Source organism: Micromonospora sp. SD19, from assembly GCF_054462275.1.
The window spans coordinates 240,896-256,016 of the sequence record NZ_JBTLMN010000009.1 but is presented as its reverse complement, the minus strand read 5'-3'; the positions used below and the strand labels follow the sequence as shown (position 1 = coordinate 256,016).

12 protein-coding genes are annotated in these 15,121 nt (G+C 69.5%); 2 read left to right on the top strand and 10 right to left on the bottom strand.

All coding sequences use genetic code 11. The annotated features are described in order from the left end of the window. Nucleotides 1-201 precede the first annotated feature (201 nt). Genes ACX27O_RS26255 through ACX27O_RS26240 form a run of 4 tightly spaced genes read right to left on the bottom strand, consistent with a single transcriptional unit; the run spans nucleotide 202 to nucleotide 4,492 of the window. Nucleotides 202-1,362 (bottom strand): serine hydrolase domain-containing protein, encoded by a 1,161-nt coding sequence (locus ACX27O_RS26255; protein ID WP_036411814.1) that lies wholly within the window; start codon nucleotides 1,360-1,362, stop codon nucleotides 202-204. 3 nt (nucleotides 1,363-1,365) lie between these two features. Then, the gene (locus tag ACX27O_RS26250) at nucleotides 1,366-2,190 is read right to left on the bottom strand and encodes a carbohydrate ABC transporter permease (RefSeq protein WP_030333883.1); all 825 of its coding nucleotides are present in this window, start codon (nucleotides 2,188-2,190) and stop codon (nucleotides 1,366-1,368) included. Continuing rightward, nucleotides 2,187-3,140 carry a carbohydrate ABC transporter permease gene (locus tag ACX27O_RS26245; protein WP_357633041.1) on the bottom strand — a complete coding sequence of 318 codons (954 nt, stop codon included), beginning with the start codon at nucleotides 3,138-3,140 and terminating at the stop codon, nucleotides 2,187-2,189. Before ACX27O_RS26245 ends, ACX27O_RS26250 begins: the two co-directional genes overlap by 4 nt. Beyond that, nucleotides 3,137-4,492 (bottom strand): ABC transporter substrate-binding protein, encoded by a 1,356-nt coding sequence (locus tag ACX27O_RS26240; RefSeq protein WP_210865639.1) that lies wholly within the window; start codon nucleotides 4,490-4,492, stop codon nucleotides 3,137-3,139. The genes ACX27O_RS26245 and ACX27O_RS26240 overlap by 4 nt, the downstream gene beginning before the upstream one ends. Before the next feature lie 371 nt (nucleotides 4,493-4,863). On the opposite strand from ACX27O_RS26240, the gene ACX27O_RS26235 reads away from it, so the two are divergent. Together ACX27O_RS26235 and ACX27O_RS26230 are read left to right on the top strand one after the other, a co-directional pair. Beyond that, a complete protein-coding gene (locus tag ACX27O_RS26235) occupies nucleotides 4,864-5,889 on the top strand; it encodes a LacI family DNA-binding transcriptional regulator (RefSeq protein WP_210865640.1) in 1,026 nt (341 codons plus the stop codon). Further along, nucleotides 5,886-6,917: a family 43 glycosylhydrolase gene (locus ACX27O_RS26230; protein WP_282102205.1), complete on the top strand. Its 1,032-nt coding sequence runs from the start codon at nucleotides 5,886-5,888 to the stop codon at nucleotides 6,915-6,917. The genes ACX27O_RS26235 and ACX27O_RS26230 overlap by 4 nt, the downstream gene beginning before the upstream one ends. Before the next feature lie 64 nt (nucleotides 6,918-6,981). Here the strand turns inward: ACX27O_RS26230 and ACX27O_RS26225 are convergent, their stop codons facing one another. From ACX27O_RS26225 to ACX27O_RS26200, 6 genes are all read right to left on the bottom strand, one after another. Further along, nucleotides 6,982-9,372 (bottom strand): RICIN domain-containing protein, encoded by a 2,391-nt coding sequence (locus ACX27O_RS26225; protein WP_210858548.1) that lies wholly within the window; start codon nucleotides 9,370-9,372, stop codon nucleotides 6,982-6,984. A gap of 84 nt (nucleotides 9,373-9,456) precedes the next feature. Beyond that, nucleotides 9,457-10,308 (bottom strand): sugar phosphate isomerase/epimerase family protein, encoded by an 852-nt coding sequence (locus ACX27O_RS26220; RefSeq protein ID WP_210858550.1) that lies wholly within the window; start codon nucleotides 10,306-10,308, stop codon nucleotides 9,457-9,459. A gap of 6 nt (nucleotides 10,309-10,314) precedes the next feature. Next, the gene (locus ACX27O_RS26215) at nucleotides 10,315-11,499 is read right to left on the bottom strand and encodes an ABC transporter substrate-binding protein (protein ID WP_307857817.1); all 1,185 of its coding nucleotides are present in this window, start codon (nucleotides 11,497-11,499) and stop codon (nucleotides 10,315-10,317) included. Between the two features lie 12 nt (nucleotides 11,500-11,511). Continuing rightward, nucleotides 11,512-12,495: an ABC transporter permease gene (locus tag ACX27O_RS26210; RefSeq protein WP_357633046.1), complete on the bottom strand. Its 984-nt coding sequence runs from the start codon at nucleotides 12,493-12,495 to the stop codon at nucleotides 11,512-11,514. A 2-nt stretch (nucleotides 12,496-12,497) separates the two neighbouring features. Next, entirely contained in the window at nucleotides 12,498-13,469 is a 972-nt protein-coding gene (locus tag ACX27O_RS26205; RefSeq protein WP_357633049.1) for an ABC transporter permease, read from the bottom strand. Further along, nucleotides 13,466-14,977: a sugar ABC transporter ATP-binding protein gene (locus ACX27O_RS26200; RefSeq protein WP_358130473.1), complete on the bottom strand. Its 1,512-nt coding sequence runs from the start codon at nucleotides 14,975-14,977 to the stop codon at nucleotides 13,466-13,468. The genes ACX27O_RS26205 and ACX27O_RS26200 overlap by 4 nt, the downstream gene beginning before the upstream one ends. Between the last annotated feature and the right edge of the window lie 144 nt (nucleotides 14,978-15,121).

Below are 15,121 nucleotides of genomic sequence, written 5' to 3'. Positions count from 1 at the left end.
AGCGGATCGACACGACCAAGACGAGCTCCAAACGCGAGAGCGGCGTGAAGGCCATGGTGTTATCGCTAACAACACCTGTCAAGACTATCGATGAAACGTGCCCGAAGTATCCCCGTAACATCCCCCCGTTCCACAGTGGACGGTTGGCCACGCCGAAACCCCACCCCGGTGGCGGGCCGGGGTGGGGTGGGGCGGCCCGGGTCAGGTCTCGAGGCAGGTGCGGAGGGCGGCGGTTAGCCGGTTCGCCCGCTCGTCGCCCATCCCCCGCATCTGGTTGACCACGTAGCCGAATCCCACCTGGTGCTCGGCGTCGGCGAAGGCCAGGTTCCCGCCCGCGCCGTCGTGGCCGAAGCTGCGCTCACCGAGCAGGGGCCGGGCCGGCGGCGAGTGCAGCAGGAAGCCGGTGCCCCATCGCTGCCCGGTGTCCGGCGGACCGTGTCGCTGTTGGCCGCGCGAACGGACGACGACAGCGTCGTGCACCGACGCGGACGTGAGCAGCGGTCCGGCCTGACCCGGCAGATCGGAGACGCAGGCGGCGTAGAGGCGGGCGAGGCCGTCCGCGGTGCTCACCGCGCCCGCGCCCGGAACACCGGCGGCCCGGATGGCGTCGTCGTTGAAGCTCACCAGGCCGTCGGCGTCGGCGGGGAAGGCGAAAGCGCCCCCCATGGTGATGCCGCGTTCGGCGACCGGGTCCTCGAACGGGTCCGGGTCCGGCGGCGGCGCCAGGCCCCAGGCGACGGTGTCACTCTCGGCGGCCGGAAGCCCGAGCCAGGTGCGCAGGCCGAGCGGGCCCGCGAGCGTGTCGGCGAAGAACGCGCCGGGTAGTTGGCCGGTGATGCGGTGGATCACCTCTCCGACCAGCCAGCCGTAGGTCATCGGGTGGTAGCCGTGTGCCGTGCCCGGCTCCCACAACGGGGCCTGCGCCTCGATCGCCTTGATCACCGGGTCCCACGCCAGGACCTCGTCGAGGGTCAGGGGTCGGTCCAACGCGGGCAGACCGGCCTGGTGCGTGAGCAGCCAGCGCACCGGGATGTGCGCCTTGCCGTGCTGTCCGAACCCCGGCCAGTAGCGCGTCACCGGCGCGTCGAGGTCGAGCCGGCCCTGTTGGACCAGCAGGTACGCGCAGATCGCCAGCATTCCCTTGGTGCAGGAGAAGACGACGACGGGTGTGTCCCTGTCCCACTGCCGGCCGGTCCGGGTGTCGGCGACCCCGCCGTACAGGTCGACGACCTTGCGGCCCCGCACGTAGACGGTGACCGCGGCGCCGACCTCGCCCCGCGCTGTGAAGTTGTCCCGGAAGACGTCCGCGACGCGCCCGTAGCGGTCGGCGACGTCGCCGTGGATCTGTGGCTGTGTGACCACTGCCTACCCCTTCACTGACCCCTGGATCAGGGCCTTGATGAACTGTCGCTGGAAGATCAGGAAGACGATGAGGGTCGGGGTGAGGATCAGCAGCGACCCGGCACACAGCAGCACCAGGTCGGTGCCCCACTGGCCCTGGAACGCGCCCAGCGCCCCGGCCATGGTGCGTTTGGTGGCGTCGTCGACCAGGACGATGGCGAGCAGGAACTGGTTCCACGTCCAGAGGAACATCAGGATGGTCAGCGAGGCGATCGCCGGCCGGGCCAGCGGCACCTGGACCCGCCAGAACAACTGCCACGTGCTGCTGCCGTCCACCCGGGCCGCCTCGGTCAACTCGACCGGCACGTTGGTGAAGTGCGCCCGCATCCAGAACACCGCGAACGGCATGTACAGGCCGATCAGCGGCAGGATGATGGCCCAGCGCGTGTTGAGCAGGCCGAGATCCTGCATCTGGTAGTAGAGCGGCGTCACCACGGCCTCGAACGGCAGGGTCAGACCCAGCAGGAAGAGGCCGAAGACGAGCCGGCCACCGGGCACCCGCAACTGACCGAGGCCGAAGCCGGCCATGGTCGCGATGAGCACCGACACCGGCACGACACCGGCCACGATGAGCAGGCTGGACCGGAGCAGGGCGCCCATGTTCGCGGCGGTGAAGGCGTCGGCGAAGTTCCCCCACTGCGGGTCGGACGGCCAGTCGAGCCCGCTGGGCACGGTGCCACGCGGCTGCAACGCCGCCGACAACATGCTCACGAACGGCAGCAGGGTCACGACGATCAGGGCGATCAGGAAGACACGCCCGGTCAGCTGTTCGCGTCGGGTCAGGTTCACGACTTCTCCCCTCGGCTGAGCCGCTGGATCGGCAGCACACACGCCAGCACCAGCAGCATCAGCACGACAGCGAGCGCCGAGGCGAGGCCCACCTGCCGTTGCGAGAAGGCCAGCCGGTAGATCTCCAGACCCGGCACCGTGGTCTGGAGGCCGGGCCCGCCGCTGGTGGAGATGTAGACGATGTCGAAGCTCGCCAAGGCCGCGATGATGGTCACGGTGAGGCAGACGCCGATCTCCTGGCGCAGGCTGGGCAGGGTCACGGCGAAGAACTCGCGGAACGGACCGGCGCCGTCCAGGCGGGCGGCCTCGTACAGCGCCGGATCAATCTTGCTCATGCCGGTCACCAGCAGGATCGTGCAGAGGCCGAGCAGGACCCAGGCCCCGATGACGCCGACGGCGGGCAGCGCCGTGTCGAAGTCGCCGAGCCAGGCGCGGGCGACGCCACCCAGCCCGACCGCCCGCAGCACCTGGTTGACCAGACCGTTCGAGGAAAGCAGCCAGCTCCACGCGATGCCCGCCGCCACCAGGGGGATGACCTGCGGCAGGAACAGGATGGTCCGGACGACGGTGCCGAACGGGCCGGTGGTGATCCGGCGGACCATGCTCGCCACCAACAGCCCGAGCGCGACCGGGATGAAGCTGAAGAAGACGATCAGGACGATCGCGTTACCGATGATCTTCAGCAGGTCGCTGTCGGTGAAGACGGTGAGGTAGTTGTCCAGGCCCACCCAGCGGGCCACCCCGATCCCGTTCCAGTCGTAGAGCGAGTACTGCAGCGTCAGGACGAGCGGGCGCAGGACGAACACCGCGTACATCACCAGGGCGGGCAGGACGTACAACCAGCCGGTCCCGGCCGCGCGGGCCCACCGAGAACGGTGGGCCCGCGTGGGGGTCGGACGGGCGCGACGAGCGTCGCGCCCGGTTGGTGCGCTGCCGAGGGCAGACGTCATCGGGACAGTTCCTTCTGGTACTCGGCCTGGACCGCCTTCACGTACCCCTCGGGCGTCTGCTGGCCGGCGATCAGCTTCTGCATCTCCGGGGTGATCGCGGCGGCGAAGATGCCGCCGGTCGCGTTCGCGGTGAAGTCGACCGCGCCGTTCTCCGCGCCGAGCTGCTGCGACGCCTTGAGGGTCTCGGCGAGCACGGTGTTCGGGGCGGCGGCCGGCACCGGCAGGTCGCTCGGGCCGCCGGGGCTCGAGCCGCCGACAGTCACCGAGATCTCCCGGGCCTTGGCGTTGGTGTGCACCCAGTTCAGGAAGTACGCGGCGGCGTCCGGGTTCTTCGCCTTGGCGGAGACGCCGAAGGTGTTCGGGGCGGACATCGCCACGTGCTTTCCACCGGGGGACTCGGTGGGGAACAGGAAGAAGCCGACGTTGCCGGGCATCGACTTGTCGAGGTTCGCCGACTCCCAGTCACCGTTGAACATGAACAGGCCGTTGCCCTTCTGGAACTCCCCCACCATGCCGGCGTAGTCGATGGCGTTGGCGTCCTTCGGGAAGTAGCCGGCCTGCGCCCATTTCTGGATGGTCTGGGTGGCCTTCAGGGCGGCCGGGGTGTCGAACGTGGCCCCCGGCTTCTGGAAGATCCAGTCGGCGACCTGGGCCGGGTCACCGAACTGGTTCTGCAGCGCCTGGTGCGGGAAGTTGATGCCGGCGGTGTTCTTGTTGAACTGCATGATCGGCTGGACCCCGCCGGCCTTCGCCTTGGCCAGCAACTGCTCGAACTCGGCCACGGTGGCCGGCGGCTGGGTCATGCCGATCTGGCTGGCCAGCTTCTTGTTGTAGAACACGCCGGTGACGCTGTAGCCGAGCCCCATCCCGAACAGCGAGCCGGTGCCCCGGGTGTTCTCACCGACGCGCAGCTGCACGAGCTGCGAGGCGGGGAACTTGTCCCAGCCGTACGCGGTGAAGTACGGGTCGAGGTTCTTGAGCAGGTCGTCCTTGACCAGGTCGACCATGGTGGGGAGCCGGATGATGTCGGGCGAGTTGTCCGAGGCCATCACCCGGGGCGCGTTCTCCACGATCACCGTGAACTGGTCCTCACGGATGTTGAACTTGACGTTCGAGTGCTGCTTGGAGAACTCCTCGGCCAACGCCTTGGCCAGCGGGAAGCCGGTCTCGGCGTACATCTCCAGGGTGATCGGGTCGGTCCCCAGCTCCGTCGTGACGGCGGCATCGGACTTCTGGGTCGACGACCGGTCCTCGCCCGGGGCGCTGCAGGCCGTCGCGGTCATCCCGACCGCCAGCAGCGACGCGAGGAGCACCGTTCTCCGTCGCGGAAACTTTGTCAGCAATTCTGCCATTTCATGACTCCTTGACATCTCCACGCGTCCCGCGACCCACGGCCGCGCGACGGCTCCACCGGGACCAGCGCGACCGGGTGGGGCCACGACACGTACGCCGTGACCTGCCGCCCGGGCGCAGCACCCGTACCGTCAGCGGAAAAGAAGCCGGCACGGCCACCGAAGGCGCCTCTGGATGCACCAGAAGTGGTCGCTAAACTGATTTAGCAGAGCATGCGCGTGGCACGGGAAGCTGTCAAGGACAACTTGGCAACGGTGCGGAAACGTCGGGTTCACACCGCACCGACACGACCGGCGCTGGATCCTGGGCGGCGACGCATCATGATGGGCGGGAGCGGTGCCTGCGGCACCGCGCCTGATTCGGAGGACTGATGGGCCGCAACAGAGCAACACTCGCCGACGTCGCGCGCAGAGCCGGGCTGTCCAAGACCGCCGCGTCGATGGTGCTCAACGGCAGGGAGGGCACCCGACTCTCGGCCGAGGCGCACCAGCGGGTGTTCGCCGCCGCCGAGGAGCTGGGCTACCGGCCCAACCTCGCCGCGCGCAGCCTCCGCACCCGCAAGACGGCCACCATCGCGTTCGTCTCCGACATCGTGGCCACCACCCGGTTCGCCGGTGACCTCATCCGTGGCGCTCTCGACGCGGCCCGCGAACGCGACCACGTCCTGCTCATCACCGAGACGCAGGGCGACGCCACCTTCGAGCAGTACGCCATCGAGGCCGTCCTGGACCGACAGGTTGACGGGGTGATCTACGCGGCGATGGCGACCCGACGGCTTTCGGTGCCCGCGGCCATCCTCGGCGGACCGGTGGTGCTGCTCAACGCCACCAGCCCCGACGGTCTGCCCAGCGTGGTCCCCGACGACGAGGGGGCCGGCCGCTCCGTCGCCGCCGCCCTGCTGGAGCTCGGCCACCGCGACGCGATCGCGCTCATCGGCCGCAACCGGCTCAAGGAGGACGACCCGGAGGTCTCGCTCGCCGCCAGCGCCCGGCTGCACGGCATCCGGCAGACCCTGGACGAGGCGGACGTCAGCCTGCTGGCCGAGTGCTTCTGCACGGAGTGGTTACCCGAGCACGGGTACGCCGCCATGCGCGGCCTGTTGAGCAGGCCGAAGCGCCCCAGCGCGGTCATCTGCATGAACGACCGGTTGGCCTTCGGCGCCTACCAGGCGCTCGGCGAGGCGGGGCTGACCGTCCCGGAGGACATCTCGGTCATCTCGTTCGACGACGACCCGATCGCCGCCTGGTTGCGGCCCAGTCTGGCCACCACGGCCCTGCCGCACGAGCAGATGGGGCGGCGTGCTGTCGAACTGCTCCTGGACGGCGGCGTCGCCGAGCCCGCGCTGGTGGCGATGCCGCTGCGCCGACGCCGGTCCCTCGCACCCCCGGCCGGCTGACCAACGGGCCCACGGCCGCACCGCCGCGGCAGCCTGGGCCGACGCTAAAACGGTTTAGTGCTAGGTTTCCGACCATGCTTCGTCTACCCGACCACTGGGTGTGGGACAGCTGGTACGCGCGGGACGACAACGGCCTCTGGCACGTGTTCTTCCTGCGCGCGTCACGTGCCCTGCACGACCCGCACCGCCGCCACCGCCGGGCCACGATCGGCCACGCCGTCTCGACGGACCTGCGCTCGTGGCGGCTGGTCGCCGACGCCCTGGTCCCCGCCGACCCGCCCGGCTGGGACGACCTGGCGACCTGGACGGGCTGCACAGTGCGCGGGCCGGACGGACTGTGGTACCTGTTCTACACCGGTGTCGGTCGCGCCGAGGACGGGCTCGTCCAACGCATCGGGCTGGCCGTCTCCGACGACCTGATGACCTGGCACCGGCACGGCAACGAACCGATCGTCCAGGCCGACCCCACCTGGTACGAGCTGCTGGACACGGACCTGTGGTACGAGCAGGCCTGGCGTGACCCGTGGGTGTTCCCCGACCCGCACGGCCAGGGCTGGCACATGCTCATCACCGCCCGTGCCAACACCGGGCCGGCGAACACCCGTGGCGTCGTCGGCCACGCCACCTCCACCGACCTGCTGACCTGGACGGTGCGACCACCCCTGTCGACCCCCGCCGGTTTCGGTCACCTCGAGGTGCCCCAGGTCGCGGTCCTCGACGGGCAACCGCTGCTGCTGTTCTCCACCGACGCCACCGGCAGCGCCCGGCGCGACGACCACCGGATCTGGGTGGCGACCGGCGAGAGCACCCTCGGACCGTGGGACATCGCGTCCGCCCAGCCGTTCACCCACCCGCACCTGTACGCGCCCCGGCTGGTCCACGGACCCGCCGACGACTGGTCCCTCATCGGCTTCCTCGACCACGTCGACGACACGTTCGTCGGGGAGATCACCGACCCGATCCCGGTCCGCTACCGGGCCGCGACCGGGCTGACAGTGGACACGGCGAGGGCGACGGTCGGGCAGTAGACCGGACAGGTCCGGGCCGAGGCGTGTCGCCCCGGCCCGGACCCGTCGGTGCCCAGCTGGCAGGTCAGCTGCGCAGCTGCCACTGCTGGTTCGTGCCGCCGTTGCAGGACCAGAGAATCAACTTCGTGCCGTTCGCCGTCCCGGCGCCGTTGGCGTCCAGGCAGAGACCCGACTGCACGCCGGTGATCGTGCCGTTGGCGTTGACGTTCCACTGCTGGTTGGCCTGGCCGTTGCAGTCCCAGATCACCACTGTGGTGCCGTTGCTGGTGCCCTGGCCGGAGGCGTCCAGGCACTTGGTGCCGTACACCATGAGCTGCCGGCTGGCCGTGTGGGTCCACCGCTGGTTGGTGGCCCCGCTGATGCAGTCCCAGAGCTGGGCCTGCGTGCCGTTCGTGGTGCTCGACCCGCCGATCTCCGCGCACCGGCCCGACTGGACGCCCACGATCTGCACGTTCTGCGGGTTGGTGCTGCCGCCGCTCTGCACGCCGGCCGCGTTGATCACCGTCTGCGCACCCGACGGCCAACTGCCTCCGGTGACAGTGACGTTGCCGTTGACGACGTTGCCGCGGTCACCGTTGGTCACGTTCGTGCTGTTGTTCGTCGACCAGTTGTTGGTGACGGTGAAGTTGCCCATGTTCTCCGCGTACCAGTAGTTGGCGGTGGCCCAGGTACCGGTGGAGGAGAACACGTTGTTACGGGCGGTGTAGTAGCGGGAACCCTCGTCGAAGTAGAGCCCGAACCAGCCGTTGGTCCGCAGGCAGTAGTTCTCGTTGATGGTCCCGCCCGGGTTCGCCGACAGCGTGTAGATGCACCCGCCGTCGGTCATCTGCTGCATCACGTCGTGCACGTAGTTGCCGATCACCTGGTTGTTGGCCGCGGTGGTCGCCGTCGTGTAGCGGGGCTGGTAGTTGTACAGCCCCCGGTTCGCGTAGTGCTGACTGCCGCCGGCGTCGTTGGCGCCCCAGCCGTAGCCGACCGACAGACCGGTGTACGGCATGTTGTAGACCTCGTTGTGCGAGACCAGTGCCGTGTTCACGTAGGTGGTCAGGATCGACACCACACCCCGGTACTCCAGGCCGAGGTCGTGCACCCGGTTGTTGCTGATGGTGATGTTGCGGTTGACCATCCGCTGGTCGCTCGGGTGGTGGGCGTCGGCCCGCACACCGCCGACCACGATGCCACCGGCGGAGTTGCGGGCGATCTCGGAGCGGGTGACGGTGATGTTGCTGGCCCCCAGGCCGACCCCGCTGGCGTGGGCGTTGGCGTCGTTGCCGATGCCGATCGCCGTCTGCCCGAGGTTGACGAACTGGGAGTCGCTGAAGGTGATGGTGTTGGCGGCGGAGACCTGCACGGCGGCGGGCATCTGGTTCCAGTTCGGTCGGGTGGCCTCGAACTGGGGGCAGCCGGCCTGGCAGGAGGTCAGCGCGTCGGACGGGCGGGACCAGGTGCCGGTGATGTGGGCGCCGGTCTGCTGGTCGGCGAAGCCGTTGCTGCTGCTGGGGCCGAGCCAGCTGGTGCCGGTGAAGGTGATGCCGCTGAACGAGATGTGGTGCGCCGGCGCGTCGTAGCTGCCCCCGACGTTGACCAGTGACTGCAACTGCGGCAGCTCGACGCTGACCGAACTCATGTTCTGCCCGGCGAGCGGGATGTAGTTGAGCTGGCCGTTGCTCGGGTTGAGATACCACTCCCCCGCTGAGTCCAGGAACTCGTACGCGTTGGTCAGGTAGAACGGCCCGGCGCGGTGCGGGCTGGAGAGGGTGTCGAACCCGAAGGTGTTGTTGTTCCACGCGGGCTGCTGCATCGTCAGGAAGTTCCCGCTGATGCTCTGCACGGGCGAGTACCGGTCGGTGAACGAACCGACGCTCTCCACCTCGACGCGGTTCTGGTTGCCCAGGTTGTTGAGGTAGCTGAGGGCGCTGTTGGTGAACCGCATTCCGGACGTGGTGAAGGTGAAGTCGGAGCGGTTCACCGCGGTACGCGCCCGCGTGGCGACAGCCCCGTTGACGTAGAGCTGGCGGGAATCGAGACCGGCGGGAACGCTGGCCCGCCAGATGTTCTTGCCGGAGTCGACGAGCGACCAACCGGTGACCGCCCGCGCGCCGGTGATCGTCGGACGCGCGCCGGCGGCCGCCCGCCAGATCACCTGGTAGCCGTTGTTGCCCGAGTCGGCGGCGGTGAACCGCAGCGGCGACGAGAGCCGGTACGTGCCGTTGGCCAACTCCACCACGATGTCACCGGACATCGCGCTGTTGATCGCCCGGACCGCGGTCTGGGCGCCGGTCAGCGAACACGGCTGGCTGGCGGAGCAGGTGGTGCCGGCACCGGAGGGCGACGCGTACAGGGTGGTGGTGGCCGCGACGGCCGGGGACGCCGCGACGGTCACGGCGACCACTGCGGTCACCGCCGTCGCGGCGGCGCCGGCCAGCAGCCGGCGCAGCGGAGGAGAAGAGGACATGGGACGGTGCTCCTGACGTGCGGAGGGCATGGGGACGGAACGCCTCGACGGGCGGGAGGCGTGGCTGGTAGGAGGGGGCGGCGGCTACCCGAGGATCTCCCGGAGATAGCGCAGGCCGTCCGTGGCGAGACGGTCCTGCGAGGGGGCCAACGGCCGCCAGATCGCCGCGGCGGTGGCGATGGTCTCGTTCTCCGCCGTGAACGACTCGATGCAGACAGCGCCCTGGTAGCCGGTGTCCCGCAGGACGGTGAAGAAGCGGGGCCAGTCGAAGTGGTCAGCACCGGGCGCGCCCCGGTTGGTGCCGCTGACCTGGACGTGCTTGATGTGCCGGCCGGCGACGGCGAGGGCCGCGTAGGGGTCGGCCTCCTCGATGTTCATGTGGTACGTGTCGATCATGATGCCGACGTTGGACGGTAACCCGTCGATCAACTCGACGGTCTGTTCGACGGTGTTGACGACGCTCGTCTCGTAGCGGTTCAACGCCTCGACGCCGATACTCACGCCCAACTCGCCGGCCCGCTCGGCCACCGGCGCCAGGTTGCGCCGGAAATCCGCGTAGCAGGCCGCGCGGGCCGCTGGCGACATCCGCCAGATGCGGCCGACCGAGGCGTACGCGGGGCCGCCGACGCATCCAGCGCCGACGGCCGCCGCGCTCGCCACGCAGCCCATGAGGTACGCCACCGTCGACTCGACCACCGCTGGCGCGGCGTCGACCAGTTCCCGCCCCGGCGGGGTGACCGCGCAGACACCGGCGGCCACGAGGCCGTGCGCCGCCAACAGGTCCCGGGTACGGATCGGGTCCCAGTCACCGGGCTGCTCGATCGGCAACTCGACGGCGTCGAAGCCGAACTCGGCGATCCGCGGAATCAGCTCGGCCAGGGCCTTGTCGTCGACCGGCGAGGCCCAGACCCAGGGGTTGACGCCGATGGCGTACATCGGACCCTACTTCCAGCGCTGCGGGTAGCCGGGCAGGTCGGTGCAGCCGCACATCGCGTAGTGCAGGGGCGGCATGCTCGGGTCGAGATACTTGTCGAGGTTGTCCTGCGTGACGGTCGGCTGTGGCAGCTTCCACGGGCTGGACACCTGCTTGCCGTCGAGGATCTGCAGCACCGCCAGAATCGGCGTCCGCCACTGGTAGGTCGGGTAGGTCGGTGCGATCGCGGTGAGGTTCTTGTCCTTCCAGATCTTCAGGAAGTCGAGCTGGTCCTCGCCGTTCATCGGCGGAACGGGCTTGCCCGCGTCCTGGAACGCCTCGACCGCCGCGACGGCCGTCGCTCCGGCGTCCATCCAGACCCCGTCGATCGTGCCGTACCGCTGGATGTAGTCGTCGACGATCTTCTTGGTCTTGGCCGGGTCACCGTCGGTGAACTCGACGCCCACGACGTCGACCTTCGCCTTGTCGAACGCCACCTTCGCCGCCGACCAGCGGGTCTCCAGGACGTCGACGCCGGGCAGGATCCGCAGGGCGAGGACCTTGCCGCCGGGCTTCATCTTCTGGCTGACGAACTCGGCGCCGACATGGCCGAACCCGTAACCGCCGATGGGGTTGATGAACGTCACCGGGCACTTCGTGTTGACCCCACGGTCGAAGACGACGACCGGCAACCCCGCCTTGCAGGCCGCCTCGACGGCCGGGGTGAGCGTGGCGGTGGTGTTCGGCGAGACGATGAGCGCGTCGCAACCCTTGCCGAGCAGGTCGTTGATGTCCGCGATCTGCTTCTGGTCCTTGCCCTCGGCGTCGACGTGCACGAACTCCTTGATGCGGCTCTTCTGCGCCTCGACCTCGGCCTGCATCGTCTTGAACCCGACCTGACGCCACGGGTTGTTCAGGGCAGCGTTCGAGAAGCAGATCTTGTGCGGGCCGTTCTTCTTGAACTTGGCCGTGTCGACCATCGTCGGGTTGAGCACCTGCTCCCACGGCTTGTCGGCCGGGCCCGTCGGTGCCGCGTCGAGCAGCGCCAACTCGGCGTCGTAGTCGGCCTGCACGAAGAACTTCGACTGGTCCCCGGTGCCGGAACCAGTGGCGGCGGACGCACTCCCCGACGGGCTCGCGGCCGGCTCGTCGGTGGCACAGGCGGCAAGGGACAGCAGGGTGACAGCGGCAATGGCCGCCATGGAACGTCGCACTATGGTTTCCCCTTATCTGGACGAAGAACGCGTTGCCGAGACCGCCACGGCGAGCAGGATGATCGCGCCCTGGACGGTCGACCTGAGGGCGCCGGAGACGCCGTAGAAATTCATGAGAGCGAACAGCAGTTCGAGGGTCAGCGCGCCGAGCATCGCCCCGACAACAGCGCCGCGACCCCCGCCGAGCGCCACCCCACCGAGGACGACCGCGGTGATCGCACCGAACTCCAGGCCGTTGCCGGCCTGGAACGACACGCCGCTGTAGCCACCCAGGAGGATCGCCGCCACCGCCGCGGCCAGACCGCTGAGGATGAAGGCGAAGGTCCGGGTACGCCACACCCGTACCCCGCTCAGCTCGGCGGTGCGCGGGTTGTCGCCGACGGCGACCAGCGTCCGACCGAAGTCCGACCGCATCAGCAGCACTGCCGCCACCGCCAGGACCACCAGAACCAGCAGCGCGTACGGCACCCGGCCCAGCACCGGAACGTCCTCGAAGGCCCGCCGGCCGAACCGCCGGAACTCCTCGGAGAGCCCACCCTTCGGAGCGCCGTCGGACCACAGGTAGACAGCGCCCACGAGGATCAGGAACATGCCGAGGGTGGTGATGAACGACGGCACCCGCAGCCGGGTCGTGACCAGGCCGTTGACCAGCCCGACAAGTGCTCCGAAGGCGAGCAGGAGCAGCACCACCGGCCAGGTACGCGCCGGGTCGCTGTCGATCAGCCGGGCGGCGACCACCACCTGCGCGGTCACCAGGGACCCGACCGAGAGATCGAACTCACCGGAGACGATCACGAAGTACTGACCGGCGGCGAGCAGGATGATCGGCGCCGACCGACCCAGGAACGACATCAGCGACGGCGGGGCCAGGAAGTCGGGCTGCCGGATGCCGACCAGCACCACCAACACCGCGAGAATCGCGAGGATCGGCAGGACACCACCGGGACGTACCCGCGGCAGCCGCAGCGGCAGGGAACGGGGTTGGACGGTCTGCATGACTAGGCCGCCTTTCGCATGGCCCTGCGGGCGTAGACGGCGACCGCGGCGATGATGATGACGCCCCGGATCACCTGCTTGAAGAAGGCGTCGACCTCAAGCTGGTTGAAGATGGCGTCGATGCTGGCCAGCAGCAGCACGCCGCCGACAGTGCCGACGACGCCGCCGCGCCCACCGGCGAGAGCTGTCCCGCCGATCACCACCGCGGCGATCGACTCCAGGTCGTAGAGACCCTCGGTGCCGACCCGGGGGGCACCCGAGCCGAGCCGACTGGCGAGATAGATGCCGGCGAGCCCCGCGCACATCGAACACAGGACGTGGGCGGTGACGAGGACCCGGTCGTTGCGGACACCGGAGAGCCGGGCCACCTCCGGATCCCCGCCGACAGCGACCAGGTGATGGCCGAAGCGGGTCCGCGACAGCGCGAACCAGGCCGCCGCGGTGACGGCTACCAACAGCAGGAACGACACCGGGACCGGCCCGACGCGCTGGTAGCCGAGCGCCTGCACGAGTGCGGGTGCTGTCGTACCGGCCGGACCGTCGTAGCCGTTGTCCAGGTAGCCCTTGAGCAGCAACCCGACCCCGAGCGTCGCGATGAACGCGTTGACCCGGAACCTGGTGACGAGGATCCCGTTGAGCAGCCCGACGCCGGCGCTGACGACGAGCACCAGGCCGATCGCCGGCAGCACCGCACCGTCGCTGCCGTTCATCGTCTCGGCCGCGACGAGGGTGCTGAGGCTGATCACGTACGCCACCGAGAGGTCGAGCGAACCCCCCAGGATGACCAGGGTCTGCCCCACCGCGACCAGCCCCAGGCCGGCGGCGACATGCAGCAGGCTCACCGTCGTGGACTGGTTGAAGAGCTGACCGCCGTCGAGCAGGACGACCAGCCAACCGATCGTCAGGGTCAGGGTCAGGGCCACGAAGACACCCGGTACGGGACGCCGGGCCGGCAGCAGCGACAAAACGCTCATGCGACGGCCTCACGCGCGGTGCCGACCGCCAGCGCGACGACCTCCTCCTCGGTCGCGCCGGCGGGCAGCTCGCCCGCGACGTGGCCGTCCCGCATGACGACGATCCGGTCACTCATTCCCAGCAGCTCCGGTAGATCGGACGAGATCATCAGCACCGCCGCGCCGTCGCGGGCGAGGCGGCGGACGAGATCGTGGATGGCTGACTTCGCGCCCACGTCGATGCCCCGGGTCGGCTCGTCGAAGAGCAGGATCCGCGGGTTGAGCGCGAGCCACCGGGCCAGCACGACCTTCTGCTGGTTGCCCCCGGACAGGAAGCGGATCTCCTGGTCGTCGCCGGCGCCGCGCACCTCGACGGCGGCCAGCAGCTCGCGTACCCGCAGCGTCCGTGCCGCCCGGCCGGAGCGAGCGGCGAAGACGGCCCGGCTGGCGAGCAGCGCGTTGTCGAGCACCGACTGCCGGGGAACGATCCCCTCGCCCTTGCGGTCCTCGGTGACGTAGGCGATGCCGGCCCGCATCGCGGTGCGGGGTGAGCGCAGCCGGACCGGGCGGTCGTCGAGCGTGACGTCGCCGGTCGTGAACGGCGACACCCCGAAGATCGCACGGGCCAGCGCGGACCGCCCGGAGCCCTGCAGACCGCCGATGCCGAGCACCTCGCCGGCGCGCAGCTGAAGGTTGACGTCGCGCAGCTTCCGGTTTCCCGCGTCGCGAAGGTTGAGCCGCACCGGGCCCCGGTCCTCGGGGGCCGCCCGGTCGGGGTAGTAGCTGGACAGTTCCCGGCCGACCATGTGCCGCACCAGCTCGTCGCCGGTGGTGTCGGCGGTGGCCACCGTCGTGACTCGACGGCCGTCCTTGAGAACGGTGATCCGACCGGACAGGTCGAAGACCTCGGCGAGCCGGTGCGAGACGTACAACAGCCCGATGCCCCGCTCCTGGAGTCGGCGCACCAGCCCGTAGAGCAGCTCGACCTCGTGGTCGGCCAGCGCCGCGGTGGGCTCGTCCATGATCAGCAGCTGCGCGTCCAGGGCCAGCGCCTTGGCGATCTCGACGACCTGCTGCTGGGCGACACCGAGCTGCCCCACCCGGGCGTCGGCCGGCAACGTGGTCTCGCCGATCGAGGCGAGCAGCTGCCGGGTGCGCTCCAGCATGCCCCGGCGGTCGACCAAGCCGCGGCGGACCGGCTCGTGCCCCAGGTAGACGTTCTCCGCGACGGTGCGCTCCGGTAGGAGGTTGAACTCCTGGTGGATGATGCCGACGCCGGCCCGCTGCGCGTCGCGCGGGCCGCGGAAGCTACGCGTGGCACCGGCGAACTCGACGGTGCCCTCGTCCGGGCTGTAGCCACCGGAGACGATTTTCATGAGAGTCGACTTCCCGGCGCCGTTCTCACCGACGACGGCGTGGACCTCGCCCGGGGCGACGTCGAGGTCGATGCCGTCGAGAACACGTACGCCGAGGAAGGACTTGCCGATGCCCCGAAGGGTGAGAAGTGGCGTCGGCGGCGGATCTGACATCCCGAAAGCCCTCACAGACAGTAGTCATCAACAAGGTTCGATGAAACTCTACGGCGACTTCGAGGCCCTGGGCATCGAACTTTCGTAGCCATCGACGGATGCTTACGTTCTTATGGTGCGAACATTCCCTTGACATCGAGGAAA